The following is an 18190-nucleotide window of genomic DNA, read 5'->3' on the forward strand; positions in this document are numbered from 1 at the left end:
GGACAGTGACGCTCGTGCCCCGGAGTCGATTGGCGACGTCATCGCGCCGACCTACGACGTCTTTGTGCGCGGTCGGCTTGCATCAGCAGATGTTTCTGGAGCCGGAACGTAGGGAAAATTTGCCGACGGTTTCGAAACGACAGACTCCTTGCCGATTCCGAGCGCAACCGGAGTGTTGGTTGCGAGCGAGAACATCACATTCGGTGCGTTGTCGGTAAGCGAGCGCCCATTCCAATGATCGAAACTAAATGCCGCGGCGGTTCCAACGGTATACGGGAGGATGTTGGGGAAGAACCGGTGCGCCACCCGCTCGGCATAGGCGCCCGGATTCTCGGTCGAGCCGTATGCGCGGACCACGCTTTCAATCTCCTTGACTGCAGTCTCGCCATAGGTCGCGAAATCGTCGGCCGGCCGCCCGGCATTGAGCTCGTTTCCGAGGTCGGGATTAAACTGAGTAAAGAGCGGATGGATCATGGGCAGCCCGATGCGATTTATCGAGCGCCAGCCACCTGCATCCGTGGCCAGTGTCGCGACGGCCCATACGTCGATTTGGTGGCCTGTATCCGGCACGCTTGTCAGGAGCACCTCGTCGGGGACCTCGAGCACGATTGCGTAAACGGTATGGCCGGCGAAGAGATTGGTCGCTTGGTCCGGGGTCCACTCACCAAGTTCGATCGTTGTGCCATCTTGGAAGGCATGTCCGACCGCATGAAGTACGGTCGGCTCGATCCAGAAAGGGTCGCCAGCCTTACCCGCCCAAATACGGACTCCGCACGGCGTGGTAACTTCCTGACCGGTCACGCCTTCGGCGATCACTTGTCCGGACGCGTTCACATCCTGAGCGTCGATGCCTTCGATCTGGCGCAGCACGAATCGCTGATCGCCGGCTGCGTCCCTCTCGTCGAACGCAAACCGGTAGGTCAGATCCTCGACGGCATCGGCGTCGAGGTCGATCTTGAACTCATACAGGCCCTCAGGGTGATAGCCGGGGACAGGAATGTCGCCAGCGATAGAATGGCAAACATTGATAAGGAAGACTGTGCCGATCTCGCCCCGAAAGACATACAGATCGGTGATATCGAGACGGACATCCTGACGCGCAATGGGAGAATCAAGGTGGTGTGACATGGTCGGTTCCCGGTTGGTGTCTGCTGGGACTGCGTCGCCGCCAGAGTCTGCCCGGGAACGACGTGTTGGTCGTGTCTTAGCCTCAACCGCCAAGTCTTGGCTTTTCTGGAATTGCCGCGTTTGTCGTGTCGCTGCTGATTCAACGTCCGCAGTAACGCCATAACCTCACAAATGATACGTAGGCGGTGCGGATGAGCGCTCTTCTTTGCGGGTGGACGACCGCCCGCCGGTGAACAAGGTGATCTTGTCGTTCGTTACGTCCGCCTCGACTGGTCAGGCCCTGGTTGGCAAGGTCGACCGTGAACACGCTGATAGACTCGATCACCATGATCCATTGCGCTTCTTGGATGCGGACCGGAATGAATTTCGCGGCAGGCACGTGACTGCCGTCTGCATGGTGCCACAGGGGCACCAATGGATTGCGCTCCGGGTAGTAACTTGCGCGCAGGTTTCAACAACTCGCGACAACCGGGCCCAAGCCATCATCCGAGCAATGCCTACCTTCGACGGCAGGATGGCTCCGCAAAAGAAGGGAACTCGACTGATGCATAGAGCAAACGTATTTGCGGCAACAATCTTGCCCCTCATCGTTCTCTGCGGGTCAGGCTTTTTGTTCGTGGCTATCGATCGCAACGACGCGAGGGCAGCGGCACGAGCGGATTGTAATGAGCCAAACGGGAACATTACGCTCCCGTCCGGGTTCTGTGCCACGATCTTCGCCGACAAGATCGGTCATGCCAGGGAGATCATTGTCGCCCCGAGCGGCGCGGTCTATGTGAACACTTGGAGCGGCCGCTACTACGGCAACGATACGCCGCCCTCCGGTGGCATGCTCGTTGCGCTACAGGACACCACCGGCGACGGGCATGCCGATCTGATGGCCCGATTTGGCACCACATTTGACCAAGGCAATCGCGGCGGGACCGGTATTGGACTTCGTCGTGATTGGCTCTACGCGGAGACCAACGACCGTATCGTGCGTTACAAGCTGCAGGATGACGGCATCATCCCGAAAGATAAGCCTGAGACGGTCGTCTCGGGGCTACCCCTGACCGGCGATCATCCGATGCATCCCTTCGCCATCGACCAGGACGGGAATCTCTTTGTCGACGTCGCCTCGGCCACGAACTCTTGCCAGGCTCAGAACCGTACTCCGAATGTGCGGGGTGACAAGCCGTGCACCGAGCTAGAGACGCGGGCCGGTATCTGGCGCTACGACGCGGACAGGACGGACCAGAAATTCTCACGGGCTGAGCGTTATGCTACGGGCATCCGCAATGCCGATGGCATTGCCATCGATCCTAATGGCGACGGCCTATACGCGACTCAGCATGGGCGCGATCAGCTCTACGAGAACTGGCCAAAGCTCTATACCCAAAAGCAAGGCGCCAACCTGCCTGCCGAGGAGCTTCTGCACGTGCAACGCGGCGACGATTTCGGTTGGCCGGAGTGCTATTATGACGATGTCAATGGCAAGCTTGTGTTGGCCCCGGAATATGGTGGAGACGGCGGCAAGAAGGTCGGCATTTGCGCCGATAAGAAGGGCCCCGTCGCCGTGTTCCCGGCGCATTGGGCCCCGAACGGCTTGGTGCTTTACAGCGGCAAGAATTTCCCCGGTTCTTACGATGGCGGCGCTTTCGTTGCCTTTCACGGATCGTGGAACCGGGCGCCGTCGCCGCAAGGCGGTTACAACGTCGTGTTTCAGCCTCTGACAGACGGCAGGGCGTCAGGCGAGTACGTGGTTTTCGCGGACGGCTTTGCCGGCGGCGACAAAGACCCGGGCGGCGCTGCGCACAGGCCGTCTGGTCTGGCGGTTGGCCCCGACGGAGCGCTCTACATCTCCGACGACCAGCACGGTCGCATCTGGCGCGTCACTTATGAGGGCAACATGACGGCCGCCGTGGAGGCAGCGCCGCATTCGAAAGCAGAGACGAAGGAACGCACGGCCGCAGCGGCAGCACCTCCGGAGGGGATCCATCCCGATGCCGGTAAAGCTGCTGCCCTGCCGACGCCCCCCGGCCAGGCCGCGGAGCAGGTGGCGCTCGGCGCTAGCCTGTTCCGTAGCCAAACTTGTGCCGGCTGTCACGGCGCTGACGCCAAGGGCACGCCGTTGGCCCCGGACCTCACCAACGGCAAATGGCTTTGGGCCGACGGGACCGTTCCTTCAATCGCCAAGGTGATCAAGACGGGCGTGCCGCATCCCAAGAACCACGCGAGCGGTATGCCGCCGCGGGGGGGCGCTCAACTGAACCAGGCGCAAGTTTTGGCGCTGGCCGATTACGTCTGGGCGCTCAATCACAAAGCGCAGGACTGAATGCGAATGATGAAAGGCAAGAATGATGCAAATGCGTAAACTCGGACGTAGTGGTCTGGAAGTCTCCGCCATGGGACTCGGCTGCATGGGCATGTCGGATTTCTATGGCGAACGCGACGACGTGGAATCAATTGCCACGATTCACCGGGCGATCGAGCTCGGCATCAACTTCCTCGACACGGCCGACATGTACGGGCCGTATACCAATGAGACGCTGGTCGGAAAGGCGATCAAAGACCGGCGTCACGACGTACTAATCGCCACCAAGTTCGGCATCGTGCGCGATCCGAACAATCCGCAGGCGCGAGGAGTCAACGGTAAGCCAGACTATGTACGCAGTTCTTGTGAGGGCAGCCTCAAGCGTCTCGGCATCGAGACTATCGACCTCTACTACCAGCATCGCGTGGATCCCGATACGCCCATCGAAGAGACTGTCGGTGCCATGGCTGAGCTCGTGAAAGCGGGCAAGGTCCGCTATCTGGGCCTATCGGAGGCGTCGCCGGAGACACTGCGCCGCGCCGCCAAGGTCCACCCAATATCCGCGCTGCAGACCGAGTATTCGCTGTGGACGCGCGATCCGGAGGACAAGGTGCTGCCCACGTGCCGTGATCTCGGCATCGGCTTCGTGGCATATAGCCCCCTCGGGCGCGGCTTTCTTACGGGAAAAATCGACACGAAGAAGCTGCCGAAGAACGACTACCGGCACTTCTCGCCGCGCTTCCAGGGCGAAAATTTTCATCGCAATCTGGCCCTTGTGGAACGGGTCGAGCAGATGGCTGCGCAGAATGGATGCTCCCCGGCGCAGCTCGCGCTCGCGTGGGTTCTTGCCCAAGGCGATGACGTCGTGCCGATTCCTGGGACTAAGCGCCGCCGCTATCTCGAAGAGAATACGAGCGCAATCGATATCGAGCTAACACCGGCTGACCTGCATCACCTCGAGGAAATCATGCCTCAAGACGAGGTTTCCGGTGCGCGCTATTCGGAAGAGGGCATGCGGGCGTTGGACCGCTGAGTTGGATGCGCCGAGTCCTAATCCGGAAAGCTCACATCTAGAGCATGGATGGGAGTCGCACGGGCGAGGCTCGCCTCCATTTAAGGCCTAGTTGTGGCTCTCTACTCGGCGCCAGTGAAGGCCCCCCCCCGAACCTCGACCTACACGGACCGCCAGCGCGCGCCGTGGGCATCTGAGCCATAATCGTTAAGGTCCAGGCCAGAGTCTTAGCCGAGGGTCGCCGCGTAGCGTGGAATTCGCTAACGCAGTGGGTCGAGGTCAGGGGCAACCGCGATGTCCGCTTAGTGCCACTAGCGGACATGACCAGCCCGCCGACCTGCGCGCGTTGCAAAAGTACAAAAAATCTATTAGATCGATAGAGATTACCAGGACTTTGCCTCGACCGATGATTTCTCAGAAAGCCAGATACGCGCTCAGGGCTCTCTTAGCGCTGGCGCGCGCTGACGATTCCATGATGATCGCGGAGATTGCTGAGCAGCAGCAGATTCCCCGGAAGTTCCTGGAGCAGATCCTCCTCGACTTGAAACACCAGGGGATCGTTGCGAGCCGCCGGGGACGTCTTGGCGGGTACGACCTGCTCATGCCGCCGGATCAGATCACCTTCGGCCGGGTCCTAAGGATCATTGATGGCCCGATCGCACCCCTGCCGTGCCTGAGTCGCATGGCGTATAAGCGTTGTGCAGACTGCAAATCCGAGGCGACATGCGAAATTAGGCGCGTTTTTGCGCGGGTCGCGGAGTCCGCTCGGGATGTCCTGGACCGGGTGACGATCGGTCAGGCCATCGATGACGAGTGGGACGGCCAGTCTCTGGAAGAGCCGATCCCATCGTCCGCCACGGGTCGGCGCGCCTGACCCTTTCCCGGCGGGCGCAGGGAACTGTTTTCGCGCAAGCGGCGTTCCACCGAGAATCCCTTTCTCGCGATGCAAACAAAAATGGTCGACGGCGCGCTTGATAAACACTACTGACTATATAGAGTTTTAGGTCTTGTTAGAAGGAGACAGTCCATGAACAAGCACCTTCGAATTATCACAACCGCCGCGGCGTTCAGCCTGACCGCCGCCGCCATCCCTGCATTCGCCGACACAACCCTCCTCAACGCGTCCTACGACCCGACGCGCGAACTCTACAAACAGGTCAACGCCGCCTTCGCCAAGGATTGGAAAGAGAAGACCGGCGAGACCGTTACCATCGAGCAGTCGCATGGCGGCTCGGGCAAGCAAGCACGGGCGGTGATCGACGGGCTCAAGGCCGACGTCGTCACGCTCGCGCTCGAAGGCGACATCGACAACATCGCGAAGAGCGGCCTCATCGCGGAGAATTGGCGTTCACGCCTGCCGGACGCCAGCTCGCCCTATGCCTCGACCATCGTGTTCCTGGTCAGGAAGGGCAATCCGAAAGCCATTAAGGATTGGGACGACCTTGCCAAAGACGGCGTCGAGGTCATCACGCCGAATCCGAAAACATCGGGCGGCGCGCGCTGGAATTATCTCGCGGCGTGGGCTTACGCCGACCAGAAATACGGCCACGACGAGGAGAAGAACAAGGAGTTCGTCAAGAAGCTCTACAAGAACGTCCCTGTTCTCGATACGGGCGCGCGGGGATCGACGACCACATTTGTTCAGCGCGGCATCGGCGACGTGTTGCTGGCCTGGGAGAACGAGGCGTTCCTCGCTCTCAACGAGCTAGGCGAGGACCAGTTCGAGATCGTCGTTCCTTCTCTCTCCATCAAGGCCGAGCCTCCCGTCGCCGTCGTCGACAAGAACGTCGACGCCAAAGGCACGCGCAAGGTCGCTGAGGCCTATCTCAAGTTCCTGTACCAACCGGAGATTCAGAAGGCGATAGCCAAGAACTACTACCGTCCGGCGGAGCCCGACTATGCCGATGCCAAGGACTTGGCGCGTTTTCCCGACGTGCAACTCGTAACGGTCGATGATCCGCTCTTCGGCGGATGGAAGCAGGCGCAGCCCAAGCACTTCGCCGATGGCGCCATCTTCGACCAGATCTATCAACCAGCTTCGACGAACTGAGCGCATCCATGGCCAGCATCAGCGGCCTTGCGTTGAAGCGGCCGAGCGTCATTCCCGGGTTCGGGTTGGCGCTCGGCTTCGCTTTGACCTACCTGGGCCTGATCGTTCTTATCCCGCTAGGCGCGATGGTCGTTAAGGCGGCAAGTCTCGGCTTGCCGGGCTTCTGGGACATCGTCTCGAGTCCGAGAACGCTCGCCGCGTTGCGCCTGAGCTTCCTGACCGCGCTTTTCGCCGCAAGCATCAATGCGGTCTTCGGCGTCGTCATCGCCTGGGTGCTCGTCCGCTATCGCTTTCCGGGCAAGCGGCTGCTCGACGCCTTCGTCGATCTGCCCTTTGCATTGCCGACGGCCGTTGCCGGTATCGCACTGACGGCGATCTACGCTCCGAACGGCTGGATAGGGGGCTGGCTCGCCCCGCTTGGGATCAAGGTCGCGTACACGCCGCTGGGCATCCTCATTGCGCTTATCTTCATTGGGCTGCCATTCGTCGTGCGCACCGTTCAGCCGGTGTTGGAGGAGTTCGACCGCGAGATCGAAGAGGCTGCGGCCACGCTTGGCGCACGGAGGGCCCAGACGATCTCCCGTGTCATTCTGCCGGCTCTCATGCCGGCCATTCTCACAGGCTTCGCCCTTGCTCTGGCGCGTGCCGTCGGTGAATACGGCTCGGTGATCTTCATCGCCGGCAACATTCCCTACGTGTCGGAGATCGCGCCTCTTCTCATTGTCATCCGGCTCGAGGAGTTCGGTTACGCTGAAGCGACCGCAATCGGGACGGCGATGCTCCTGATCTCCTTCGGCATGCTGTTGCTCGTGCACCTGGTGCAGGCGTGGCGGCGCAGGAGGTTCGGCAATGACTGATGTTTCGCTCGCTCCGCTATCGCGCCCCGCAAACTATGGAACGGAAGTGACCACGGAGGGCTGGCCCGTCCGCGCGCTTCTGATCGGCGTCGCGATTGCGTTCCTCGCGCTGTTCCTGTTGCTGCCTCTCGCCGCCGTGTTCGTCGAGGCGTTCCGCGCGGGCACATCGGCCTATCTCAACGCCATCACCGCTCCCGATGGACGTGCGGCGATCTGGCTGACGCTGCTCGTCGCAGTCATCGCCGTGCCGGCCAATCTCGTATTCGGTCTTGCAGCCGCCTGGGCCATTGCGAAGTTCGAGTTCCGCGGCAAGAGCTTCGTCAACGCGCTCATCGATCTGCCGTTCTCGGTCTCGCCGGTCATCGCGGGCCTTATCTACGTGCTGCTGTTCGGCGCGCAGGGATATTTTGGGTCCTACCTGCAGAGTCACGGCATACAGATCGTATTCGCGCTCCCGGGCATCGTGCTTGCGACGATCTTCGTCACCGTGCCGTTCGTCGCGCGCGAGCTCGTTCCCCTGATGCAGGAGCAAGGCACGCAGGACGAGGAGGCGGCCTTGTCGCTCGGCGCCAGCGGCTGGCAGACCTTCTTCAAGGTGACGCTACCGAACGTGCGCTGGGCCTTGCTCTATGGCGTCGTGCTTTGCAACGCGCGCGCCATGGGAGAGTTCGGCGCCGTTTCGGTGGTCTCGGGCCACATCAGGGGTAGAACCAACACGATGCCTCTGCATGTCGAGATTCTATACAACGAATACAATTTCGCGGCCGCCTTCGCGGTGGCGTCGCTTCTCGCGCTTCTCGCGCTCATCACACTCATTGTCAAAGCCACGCTGGAGTGGCGTTACGCCGACCAAATCGCCGCCTCGCGCCGGCATTAGGAGACGATCATGGACGCCTGGGTTTCGAAGAACTTTGATCAATTGCCAAGTCAACGGCAGCATCACCTGGAAGAGAGACCAATGGATGTCACGGTAGAGAATGTCGTCCGCACATTCGGAACCACGGCGGCACTGCATGGCGTGTCGCTCCACATCCGTGCCGGCGAGTTGATCGCCTTGCTGGGGCCGTCAGGCTCGGGCAAGACGACGCTTCTGCGTATCCTCGCCGGTCTCGATGCGCCGACCTCGGGGCGCGTCCTGTTCGACCGCGACGACGCGCTCAAGCTCACGGTTCAGGAGCGGAACGTGGGTCTCGTGTTCCAGAGCTATGCCTTGTTCCGGCATATGACCGTGTTGGAGAATGTCGGCTTCGGCTTGAGTGTTCGTCCGAGATCGCGGCGCCCCAGCCGAAGCGAGATCAAGAGGCGGGCTCTGGAGCTCCTCGACCTCGTGCAACTGTCTGGGCTCGACACGCGGTATCCCACGCAACTTTCCGGGGGACAGCGCCAGCGTGTGGCCTTCGCCCGGGCTCTCGCCATCGAACCGCGCGTGCTTTTGCTCGATGAGCCATTCGGGGCGCTCGACGCTAAAGTTCGCCGCGATCTGAGGCGGTGGCTGCGCGAGATCCACGACCAGACCGGTCATACCACCGTGTTCGTGACGCACGATCAGGAAGAGGCGCTCGAGCTTGCCGACCGGGTTGTCGTCCTGAACAATGGAAAGATCGAGCAGGTCGGCACGCCTGACGAGATATACGACTCGCCGAACTCCCCATACGTATTCTCGTTCATTGGCGAATCGAGCGTCCTGTCAGTGAGCGTCGATAGCGGCGAGGTTTGGCTCGGCGGCCGCCGCCTCGGCATTCCCGCCTGCGGCCTCGGCGATGGTCCCGGACAGCTTTTCCTGAGGCCCCATGACATCGACGTGGTCCCTTCAGACGGCGACGGCATCTTTGGGACCTTCACGGCGGTTCGGCGCCATGGGGGGGCGCACCGCTTTGAGCTGGAGGTTGACGGAACCGAGGAGCGGATCGAGGTCGAGCTGCCGTCTCATGTGGATCGGGCGGTCGGGGACACTGTTGGCGTCCTGCCACGGCGATGGCGAGTCTTTGCGTAGCGCACGCCGGCACAGTCGTTTCGCCGTTCAGTCTACCGTCATAGTCGGCATGGGAGGGCTCATTCCTTGACCTTCGCCCAATCAGCGACACTGGCCCTGCTGGCCGGCTTGCTGGCCGCTTTCGCGGTGGATCGCTTCCGGATCGAGATTGTTGCTGTCACAGGATTGGCCGTGGGCGTCCTGTTAGGGGTTGTTCCGCCTGGCAAGGTGTTCAGCGGGTTTACAAATCCGGCGGTCATCACCGTTGCGGAGATCCTGATACTCGTCGGGCTCATCTCACGTTCCTCGCTGATGGACAGGGTGGCGGACCGCTTAGCGCCCCTCGCGACATCGGAGCTGCGGACTGTCGCGCTCGTTTGCTGCCTCGGCGCCGTGACCTCGGTGTTTATGAACAATATCGGCGCGCTGGCCCTTTGGGCGCCTGTTGCGCTGTCGCTTTGCCGTTTGAGCGGCGTGGCCCCCGGCAGCGTCTTGATGCCGCTCTCGTTTGCCACACTTCTCGGTGGGACCTGCTCGCTGATCGGCACGCCGGCCAATCTCGTCGTCTCCGGATTTCAGAACGAGGCGGTTGGCAGGCCGTTCACCTTCTTCGAGCTTGCTTGGGTCGGCGTGCCCATCACGCTGATTGGCCTGGTGTGGCTCATATCCGCGGCGCCCCACTTGCTGGCGGCACGTGGCCTGCAGATTTCAGCTGAGGACCAGGATCAAGCCAGACGTTTTTTCGCCGAACTGGAGGTAGGGGAGGGGTCGCCCCTCGTGGATTTATCCATCGCCGAAGCGGAGAACGAGCTGCACGGCCTCATCCATTCCTACCTCCGTGACGGACGCCACCTGTTCGGCAGCCGCGAACGTCATGCCGTTCACGCCGGAGATGTGCTGCTGGTCGAAGCAGCCGCGCAGGTGATCGCGGATGCAAGTTTACGGGGAAAAGCGCGCCTGTCCGAGCCCGACAAAGTGGGCCCGGGTGAGACGTGGGTCGAAGCGATCGTGCTTCCACACAGCACGATCGTCGGCTCGACGGCGCATACGATCGAGGCGTTCTCCAACAAGGGCATTCGGATCGTCGCAATGGCGACGCGCCTGCAGAGGATCGAGGGGCGGCTGGCCGACCTTCAGGCGCGAGTCGGGGACATCTTGCTGCTTCGCGGAGAGCCGGGCGCCATTGGCCAGGCGCTGGAGGATGTCGATTGCCTCCAGTTGACCCCCCGGACCAATTTCGCGGACGCCACATATGGGCGGCGGATTCTGATCGCATTCGGCGGTGCGATCGCGCTTGCGGCGACAAACCTGGTGCCACCGGAGCTCGCGTTCGGTGCGGCGCTTCTCGTGCTCGCCTTGGGTTGTGACCTCGACCTTAGAACAGCCGTCAGCGACCTGAACTGGCCCGTTCTCATCATGCTGGCCGCGATGATCCCCATTGGCGATGCCGTCGCATCGACGGGTCTCGCCGACATCATCGCGCAGCGCGCCCTGACGTCGATCGGGTCAACCGACCCGATGGCCCTTATCGCAATCGTGCTGTTCACCGCTCTCGCCATGACGCCGTTCGTGAATAATGTCTCGGCGGCCGTGGCGCTTGCGCCGATCGCTGTGGCGATCGCGCAAACCGTGGGAGTCCCGCCGGAGCCACTGCTTGTCGCCGTTGCCATCGGTGTATCGCTCGATTTCATCACGCCCTTCGGCCACCACAACAACACCCTCGTGATGAGCATCGGGAACTACAGGTTCGGCGATTTCCCGCGCGTGGGCCTTCTTCTGACGATCTCCACGACCGTCCCCGCCATCGTCCTGATCTTGTTGGCCTTTGGCTGAGGCCTTGTGCCGCGGCGGCGCCTTCAGCACGCCCAGCCTCCTCTGGAGAACGGTTTTTCCCGATGTGGCCCACAATTAGAAACTCCGTCGCTTGATAAACTATATAAACTCGGTAGAGTTTTAGGTGTATAGCTGGCCGAACGAAAAAATAGGCCCAATTTCAATTAGATGGAGCGGGGACATGGTGCAGGGACTGGACAAGACATGGTTGGAGCTGCTGCGAAAGGGAGCTCGGGAAGCCGGCCTCTATATGCTTGCCGGCGCTGCTGCGCTTGGCGTTGCCACGGGGAGCGCGCCGGCGGTGCAAGCGCAAGGGCTCACGGAGGCGCAGTACCAGCGCCTGAAGAGTGAAGTGAAGAAGGAACTCGCCGAGGAAGGCGGCACCGATCTAAAGGTCAAATGGAAAGGCGCGCCTGAGCTTTCCAGTTCCGACGGCAAGTTCAAGTTCAAGGTCCGTGGGCGCCTGAACGTGGACTATAACGGTATCGACCAGGACGAGGCCATCACCGGCGATCCCGACGTAAGCGCGGTCGAACTGCGCCGTGCACGCATCGGCGTGGAGGGCGTCGTCTTCTCGGACGTTGGCTACAAGTTCGAGATCGACTTCGCCGGCGACGGTGCCTCCGTAAAAGATGCGTACATCGAGTATAGCGGTCTGCCCTTCGACATCACCGTCGGTAACTTCAAGCCGTACAACTCGCTCGAGGAGATGATGAGCGCCAACTATCTGACGTTCATGGAGCGCGCGGCATTCATCGAGGCGTTCGGGCTCGACCGTTTGATCGGTGCAGGACTTTCCTACGATCAGAACAAGCATTGGACATTGTCGGCCGGTGTGTTCGCCACGACACCTGAGAGCGACCAGGTTACATTCTACGAAGACGGTACGACGTTCTCGTCGCGCCTCACGGTCGCCCCCATAAATGAGGAACGCCGGGTGGTCCATCTCGGCGCGAGCGTCCGACAACGCGATGCCGCCGGTGAACCGCGTGACGGCGTAACCGAGAATCTGTTCCGCTATCGGGCGCGGGGCGCGGATCTGCACCTTGCGGACCGTTTCATCGAGACGCCCTACATCGGCGAGTCGGATACGTTCTGGGGACTGGAGGGAGCAGTCGTGTGGGGCTCCTTCTCGATCCAGGGCGAATACTCGCAGAACAAGGTCGACGTCGCCTCCTCGATCGCCAATGTCAGTCCCACCTACGATGGCTGGTATATCGACGCGAGCTACTTCCTGACCGGTGAAACGCGTCCCTACAAAGACGGCGTTTTCGGACGCGTGAAGGTCAACAACCCTGTCTTCGACGGCGGTGGCTGGGGCGCGTGGCAGATCGCCGGCCGTTACGACGTGCTCGATCTTTCGGATCAGGCGGCTGCCATCGCTGCCGGCGGCGTGGTCAGCTGCGCTGCCTGCGGTGAGCAGAAGACCTGGCTCGTCGGTGTCAACTGGTACCTCAATGATTACACCCGGCTCATGCTCAACGTGAATCAGTCGGAGATCGCGGGCGGGATCAACGACGGAGCCGAGGTCACCGGTGTGGGCATGCGCGCCCAAATCGACTGGTAGCCAACTCCCCATCGAGGGTCTGATTCCTTCTCCTTGGAGAAGCCGATTGCAGGGGCCGCCCCGTTTGGGCGGCCGTCTCTTTGCCATGCGAGGTCGGAATGATGCTTCGGAAGCAACGCTTCTCAGTTTGCGTGATTGGCGGCGGGTTCACCGGGGGCGTAGCGGCGATTGCTTGCCTCCAACGCATAGAGGAACCTTTTCGTCTGACCATCGTCGAGCCTCGCGGATCGTTAGGGCGTGGCGTCGCCTATGGTGGTCACCATCCGCTCCACTTGCTCAATGTCAGGACTCGCGACCTTTCGGCGTATCCCGACAAGCCCGGCGACTTTCTGCATTGGGCCTTTCGGCACTTGGACCAAGGCGAAAACGATCCAGCTCTCTTGGAAGGATTGGGCCACACATTCCTTCCCCGCCAGTTGTTCGGAGAGTACGTCCGGCAACGGCTCATGGAGACTGTCGACGGCCGGCCGGATGCTCAATTCAATGTGCTCACCGGAACGGCCCTGTCGTGCCGTCGCGAAGGAGCCGCCTTTGTCGTTCGCACTGATAACGCCGAGGCGATCCGGGCCGACGTGGTGATCCTCGCGACGGCCTATGGCCTCCCTGCCGAACATGGAGACGGGGCGCTTTCGCCGTTTGGCAATGTTTCGCCCAATCGCTTCGCCCAAGCGCAATCTCTGATCTTGATCGGCTCGGGCCTCACGATGGTGGACGTGCTGCGAACCGCACGCCGCGAAGGCTTCGCCGGCGATGCGATCGTGATGTCGCGCAGAGGGCAACTGCCGCGAGAACATGCCGCGAAAGGCGTGGTTCCGAAGGAGATGGCGATCCCGGCGACCAAAAGCCTCGCCCGGTTGACCACATCCGTGCGCATCGCTTGCGAAGCGGCCGAGGCTTATGGAACGCCGTGGCAGGCCGTGATCAATGGCCTGCGGGCGTCTGTTCCTGGCATCTGGCGGCAACTGAGTGTCGCGGAACAGGCTCGCTTCATCCGCCATGCGCGGCCATTTTGGGATGCCCATCGGCACAGACTGCCGTCGGAGGTTCATCGGCAGCTCCAGTCCGAGCTCGATGAAGGACGTTTGCGTCTCATGCGCGCTCGCGTTCTCGACGTCGACGCGTCGGAAACGGGGTTCACAGTAAGTTTCAAACCTCGAGGCGTCGCATCGGTGGAGAGATTGAACGTGGATCTGGCCTTCGACTGCAGAGGCTACAAACCGGAACTTCGTTCGCCGCTCATCGGAAGCTTGATTGATGAGAATCTCGCCCGGCGGGATCCTCACGATCTGGGGCTCACCGTGGAGCCCGACGGGCGCGTATTGGGGTTGCTGGGCAAGCCTACACCGGGACTCTATGCGCTCGGCCCACTCGGCCAGGGTACGCTGTGGGAGATCACAGCCGTACCCGAGATCGTACGTCAAGCCGACCTTGCGGCATCGCAGATCGCTGGCCAGCTGCCGCTCGTCGACCTCGCAATGCCCGCTTAGGGTCAAAATCGGACCTCGGAGCGTAGCTGGCTCACGTCAGCTCCGTGCCAAGAGGGGCCGCCAGGGTTGGAGTCGAGCACGCCTGGTCTGTGTCGATCGCGTTTGTCTGGTCACTCGGCATCAGTTTCCGATCAAGCATGCAGACAGGCTCTAGCCGTGTTGACGGCCGGTCTTCCTGCTCAGCCCCGGTGGCGCAGCGCATCGACCAGGAGGGTAAAGGCCGAGGTCGGTTGCCTTCGGCTTGGATAGTAGAGGCGGTATCCAGGCCAAGGCGGGCACCAATCGTCAAGCACCCGTGTCAACCGTCCGTCGGCAAGATGAGGCTGAGCTACATCCTCCGGCAGATAGGCCAGGCCGAAACCAGCAAGGGCGGCATCGAGGGCAGGGAAGATGCTGTCGAAGACGAGTTGTCCCTCCACGCGCACGTTGATCTCGTGGCCGTCCTTTTCGAATTCCCAAGCATAAAGACCGCCCTGAGCGAGGAGGCGCAGATTGATGCAGAGATGATCGACTAGATCATGCGGGGTGATTGGCCGCCCATGCCGCGCAAGATAAGACTTCGCGCCGACCACCGCGGATCGGAGATCAGGACCAATGCGCACGGCGATCATGTCCTTTTCCACCTGTTCGCCAAAGCGAATACCCGCATCAAACCGATGGGCGACGATGTCGGTGAGGGCGTTGTCGACGGCGATCTCGACGTGGATGTCGGGATAGCTTGGCAAGAAAGCCGAAAGCTTCGGCCATAGGAGCCAGCGGACAGCGTGATCGCTTGCGGTAATGCGAATAGTTCCTGCGGGTTTCTCACGAAGCTCGCTCAGAGCTTCCAGTTCTGCCTCGATCTCATCGAACCTCGGCCCGGCGGATCGTAGCAGACGTTCCCCTGCTTCCGTCGGCGCAACACTTCGTGTCGTGCGGGTCAGGAGACGCACGCCAAGCCGTTCCTCGAAGGCACGAATTGTGTGGCTCAAAGCCGATTGGGAGATTCCCAGCTTTGCCGCCGCTTTGGTGAAGCTGCGCTCTCGTGCGACGGCAATGAAGGCTGGGAGATCGGCGACGTTCTGGCGGCTCATTTATGAATTCCATTCATAGGACTATGCAGATTATACGGCCTAATGCACGCCCGGGGCAGGGCCTAACTTAGTTCTGAGGCAGCGCACGGCCGCTCGTGCCGCGCCTCGCGAAATTGACCAATCAAGGAGCGCTGAATGTCGAGAATCACGAGCCTTCTGCTCGCGACTACGTTGGTGGCCGTCGCGAGCATTCCAAGCCTCGGCTTGGCCGCCGAATTGAAGGAAGTCTGGCGCGCGGAAGGCTTGCGTCAGCCCGAATCCGTCCTGTTCGATCCCGAGCGAAACGTGCTCTACGTATCGAATGTGGACGGCGGGCCAACCGACAAGGACGGCAAGGGCTACATCGCGAAACTGACGCCGGATGGAAAAGTCGAGACGGCGGAATGGGTGACGGGGCTGAATGCCCCGAAGGGCCTGGGGCTTTATGGTGACCGGCTCTATGTTGCGGATATCGATCGGCTTGTCGTCATCGACATCGGTACAGGAGAGATCTCTAAAGTCTACGAGGCACCGGACGCCAAGTTCCTGAACGACATCGCCGTGGACAAGGACGGACGCGTGTTCGTCTCGGACACGCTCACTGACACCATCTACGCACTCGACGGCAATACGTTCGGTGTATGGCTAAACAGCGGCGATCTGGCTGCGCCGAACGGTCTCTACGCCGACAACGATAAGCTGATCGTAGCGTCCTGGGGCAAAGGCGAGATGATGTCGGCAAAGCCCGACCATCTCAGGACCGTTGACCTGGACACCAAAGAGATCGCAAATCTCGGCGACGGCACCCCGATCGGCAATCTCGATGGGATCGCGCCGGATGGCGCCGGAGACTTTCTTGTCACTGACTGGGTGGCTGGCGCTCTCTTCCGGGTCCAGCCCTCTGGAAAGGCCGAGAGACTGCTCGACCTAAACCAGGGAACCGCCGATCTCTTCTACCGAAGCGACGAGAAGCTCGTGATGATCCCGTTCATGAACGATGGTGTTCTGGTCGCGTACCGCTTGGAGCCGTGAAGATGACAACGAATGCCAAACGATACCAACGAAGCCTGGGCGGCATAGCGCTGGGTTTCACACTCCTCGTATCAGGGTCAACTATTGCTCACGCTGAGGATGAGAGCTGTTCTGAGCCCGCAGGCATAAGCTTACCCCCAGGATTCTGCGCGACGATCTTCGCGGACGAGCTCGGTCATGTCCGTCAGCTTGCCGTGACCCCTGAAGGCGTTGTTTACGCGAATACCTGGAGCGGTGCCTACTACCCGAACGATCCGCCTCCAAAGGGGGGATTTCTGGTCGCGCTGAAGGACACGAAGGGCAGCGGCAAGGCCGACGTGATTGAACGGTTCGGTCCGCCCTCGTCGGCCGGGGTCAAGGGCGGTACGGGAATCTGGCTCTACAAGGACGGGCTGTATGCGGAGAGCGACGACAGCATCGTCCGCTATGAACTGAAAGACGGCGACATCAAGCCCTCGAGCGATCCGGAGGTGATCTTGAGCGGCATGCCGCTGACCGGGGATCACCCGATGCATCCCTTCTCGATTGACGATGACGGCAATCTGTTTGTCACAAGCGCTTCGCAAACCAATGTTTGCGAGGTGAGCAACCGCATGCCGCATTCGCCCGGGAACGATCCCTGTACGGAGCTTGAGACGCGCGGTGGGATCTGGCGCTACGATGCCAACAAGACAGGACAGATTTTCTCCCCGAAGGAGCGTTACGCTACCGGTATCCGCAATGCCGAGGGGTACGACTTCGACTCGGCCGGACGTCTCTACACGACCCAGCATGGCCGGGATCAGCTCCACGAGAATTGGCCTGAACTCTACTCGCAGCAGCAGGGCTTCGAGCTTCCCGCCGAGCAGGTCATGATCGTAAAGGACGGGGCCAACTATGGGTGGCCGTTTTGCTACTACGATCCGGAGCAGAAGAAGCTGGTGCTCGCGCCCGAATATGGCGGTGATGGGGGCAAGAAGGTGGGCCAATGCAGTGAGTACGAGCCGCCGGTCGCGGTCTTCCCAGCGCATTGGGCGCCGAACGACCTCAAAATCTACAAAGGTTCGCAATTTCCGAAGGCGTATGACGGCGGCGCATTCATTGCGTTCCACGGCTCCTGGAACCGGGCGCCTGGTCCCCAAGCCGGATACAACGTTGTTTTCCAGCCTCTCGCCGATGGCAAGCCTTCCGGCGACTACGTGGTGTTCGCGGACGGCTTTGCCGGCGCGAGCAAGGAGCCGGGCGGGGCTGCGCATCGGCCGTCGGGGCTTGCGATCGGGCCGGATGGTGCTCTCTACATCGGCGATGACAAGGTGGGCCGCATCTGGCGCGTGACCTACAACGGGGATTCCAACGCCCCAATTCAGGCCGCACCGGAGCCGACCGTGGAGGCCGCGGCCTCCTCCGGCGAAGCTTTCGAGGCGGACGGTGGGCAGGACGGGGCCGCCGTCCTTCCGGTGCCCCCCGGAGCGACGCCCGAACAAGTCGCGCTCGGTATGGAGATCTTTCACGGCAAGGCCGCGGGAGCAACCTGCGCGGGGTGTCATGGCGCCAATGGCATCGGGACCCCGGTCGGACCCAACCTGACGGACGGGACCTGGCTTTGGGGCGACGGAAGCGTTCAGGCCATCACCGAAACCATCAGGCACGGCGTGCCTAAGCCGAAGCAGCATCCCGGCGCGATGCCTCCTTTCGGCGGCGTTCCTTTGTCGGATGATAATCTTGCCGCGGTTGCGGCCTATGTCTGGGCAATTGGGCACGCCAAGCAAAGGTAGCTGAGCGTGGCTGTCTTGAGAGACCCCGCGGATGCGAGTTCGATGCGGTGCGCTGCCAGACGTTCGTCCGGCACGAGATTGCCCGTTGTCAATGTCGCTTTGGCGTCACGAACCCCGAACCAGCAATCGGGCTACTTAATGCCGCATTAGTGG

The 18190-nt window shown here is 61.4% G+C and carries 14 protein-coding genes; 12 read left to right on the forward strand and 2 right to left on the reverse strand.

The features are described 5' to 3' along the window. Positions 1 to 51: 51 nt before the first annotated feature. Positions 52 to 1128, reverse strand: coding sequence for a DUF4331 family protein (locus GL4_RS05825; RefSeq protein ID WP_045365543.1), 1077 nt, complete (start codon positions 1126 to 1128; stop codon positions 52 to 54). Positions 1129 to 1672: 544 nt separating this feature from the next. On the opposite strand from GL4_RS05825, the gene GL4_RS05830 reads away from it, so the two are divergent. From GL4_RS05830 to GL4_RS05880, 10 genes are all read left to right on the forward strand, one after another. Beyond that, positions 1673 to 3442, forward strand: coding sequence for a PQQ-dependent sugar dehydrogenase (locus tag GL4_RS05830; RefSeq protein WP_045365546.1), 1770 nt, complete (start codon positions 1673 to 1675; stop codon positions 3440 to 3442). Positions 3443 to 3467: 25 nt separating this feature from the next. Next, positions 3468 to 4454: an aldo/keto reductase gene (locus GL4_RS05835; RefSeq protein ID WP_045369577.1), complete on the forward strand. Its 987-nt coding sequence runs from the start codon at positions 3468 to 3470 to the stop codon at positions 4452 to 4454. A gap of 385 nt (positions 4455 to 4839) precedes the next feature. Beyond that, on the forward strand, positions 4840 to 5307 hold the full coding sequence (locus tag GL4_RS05840; protein WP_045365549.1) for an RrF2 family transcriptional regulator: 468 nt from the start codon (positions 4840 to 4842) through the stop codon (positions 5305 to 5307). Positions 5308 to 5460: 153 nt separating this feature from the next. Then, positions 5461 to 6483 (forward strand): sulfate ABC transporter substrate-binding protein, encoded by a 1023-nt coding sequence (locus GL4_RS05845; protein WP_045365552.1) that lies wholly within the window; start codon positions 5461 to 5463, stop codon positions 6481 to 6483. An 8-nt stretch (positions 6484 to 6491) separates the two neighbouring features. Then, entirely contained in the window at positions 6492 to 7340 is an 849-nt protein-coding gene (cysT, locus tag GL4_RS05850) for a sulfate ABC transporter permease subunit CysT (protein ID WP_045365555.1), read from the forward strand. Next, positions 7333 to 8217 (forward strand): sulfate ABC transporter permease subunit CysW, encoded by an 885-nt coding sequence (gene cysW, locus GL4_RS05855; protein WP_045365558.1) that lies wholly within the window; start codon positions 7333 to 7335, stop codon positions 8215 to 8217. Before cysT ends, cysW begins: the two co-directional genes overlap by 8 nt. Before the next feature lie 81 nt (positions 8218 to 8298). Continuing rightward, on the forward strand, positions 8299 to 9333 hold the full coding sequence (locus tag GL4_RS05860) for a TOBE-like domain-containing protein (protein ID WP_045365560.1): 1035 nt from the start codon (positions 8299 to 8301) through the stop codon (positions 9331 to 9333). 66 nt (positions 9334 to 9399) lie between these two features. Then, positions 9400 to 11145 carry an SLC13 family permease gene (locus tag GL4_RS05865; protein WP_045365563.1) on the forward strand — a complete coding sequence of 582 codons (1746 nt, stop codon included), beginning with the start codon at positions 9400 to 9402 and terminating at the stop codon, positions 11143 to 11145. Positions 11146 to 11326: 181 nt separating this feature from the next. Beyond that, the gene (locus tag GL4_RS05870; RefSeq protein ID WP_045365566.1) at positions 11327 to 12712 is read left to right on the forward strand and encodes an OprO/OprP family phosphate-selective porin; all 1386 of its coding nucleotides are present in this window, start codon (positions 11327 to 11329) and stop codon (positions 12710 to 12712) included. Positions 12713 to 12810: 98 nt separating this feature from the next. Further along, entirely contained in the window at positions 12811 to 14199 is a 1389-nt protein-coding gene (locus tag GL4_RS05880) for an FAD/NAD(P)-binding protein (protein WP_082025505.1), read from the forward strand. 179 nt (positions 14200 to 14378) lie between these two features. Here the strand turns inward: GL4_RS05880 and GL4_RS05885 are convergent, their stop codons facing one another. Continuing rightward, a complete protein-coding gene (locus GL4_RS05885; RefSeq protein WP_045365575.1) occupies positions 14379 to 15272 on the reverse strand; it encodes a LysR family transcriptional regulator in 894 nt (297 codons plus the stop codon). Between the two features lie 135 nt (positions 15273 to 15407). On the opposite strand from GL4_RS05885, the gene GL4_RS05890 reads away from it, so the two are divergent. Next, on the forward strand, positions 15408 to 16283 hold the full coding sequence (locus GL4_RS05890; RefSeq protein WP_045365578.1) for an SMP-30/gluconolactonase/LRE family protein: 876 nt from the start codon (positions 15408 to 15410) through the stop codon (positions 16281 to 16283). 194 nt (positions 16284 to 16477) lie between these two features. Continuing rightward, positions 16478 to 18037 carry a PQQ-dependent sugar dehydrogenase gene (locus GL4_RS05895; protein ID WP_425283186.1) on the forward strand — a complete coding sequence of 520 codons (1560 nt, stop codon included), beginning with the start codon at positions 16478 to 16480 and terminating at the stop codon, positions 18035 to 18037. Positions 18038 to 18190: the final 153 nt, after the last annotated feature.

The organism is Methyloceanibacter caenitepidi (assembly GCF_000828475.1).
GTDB lineage: Bacteria > Pseudomonadota > Alphaproteobacteria > Rhizobiales > Methyloligellaceae > Methyloceanibacter > Methyloceanibacter caenitepidi.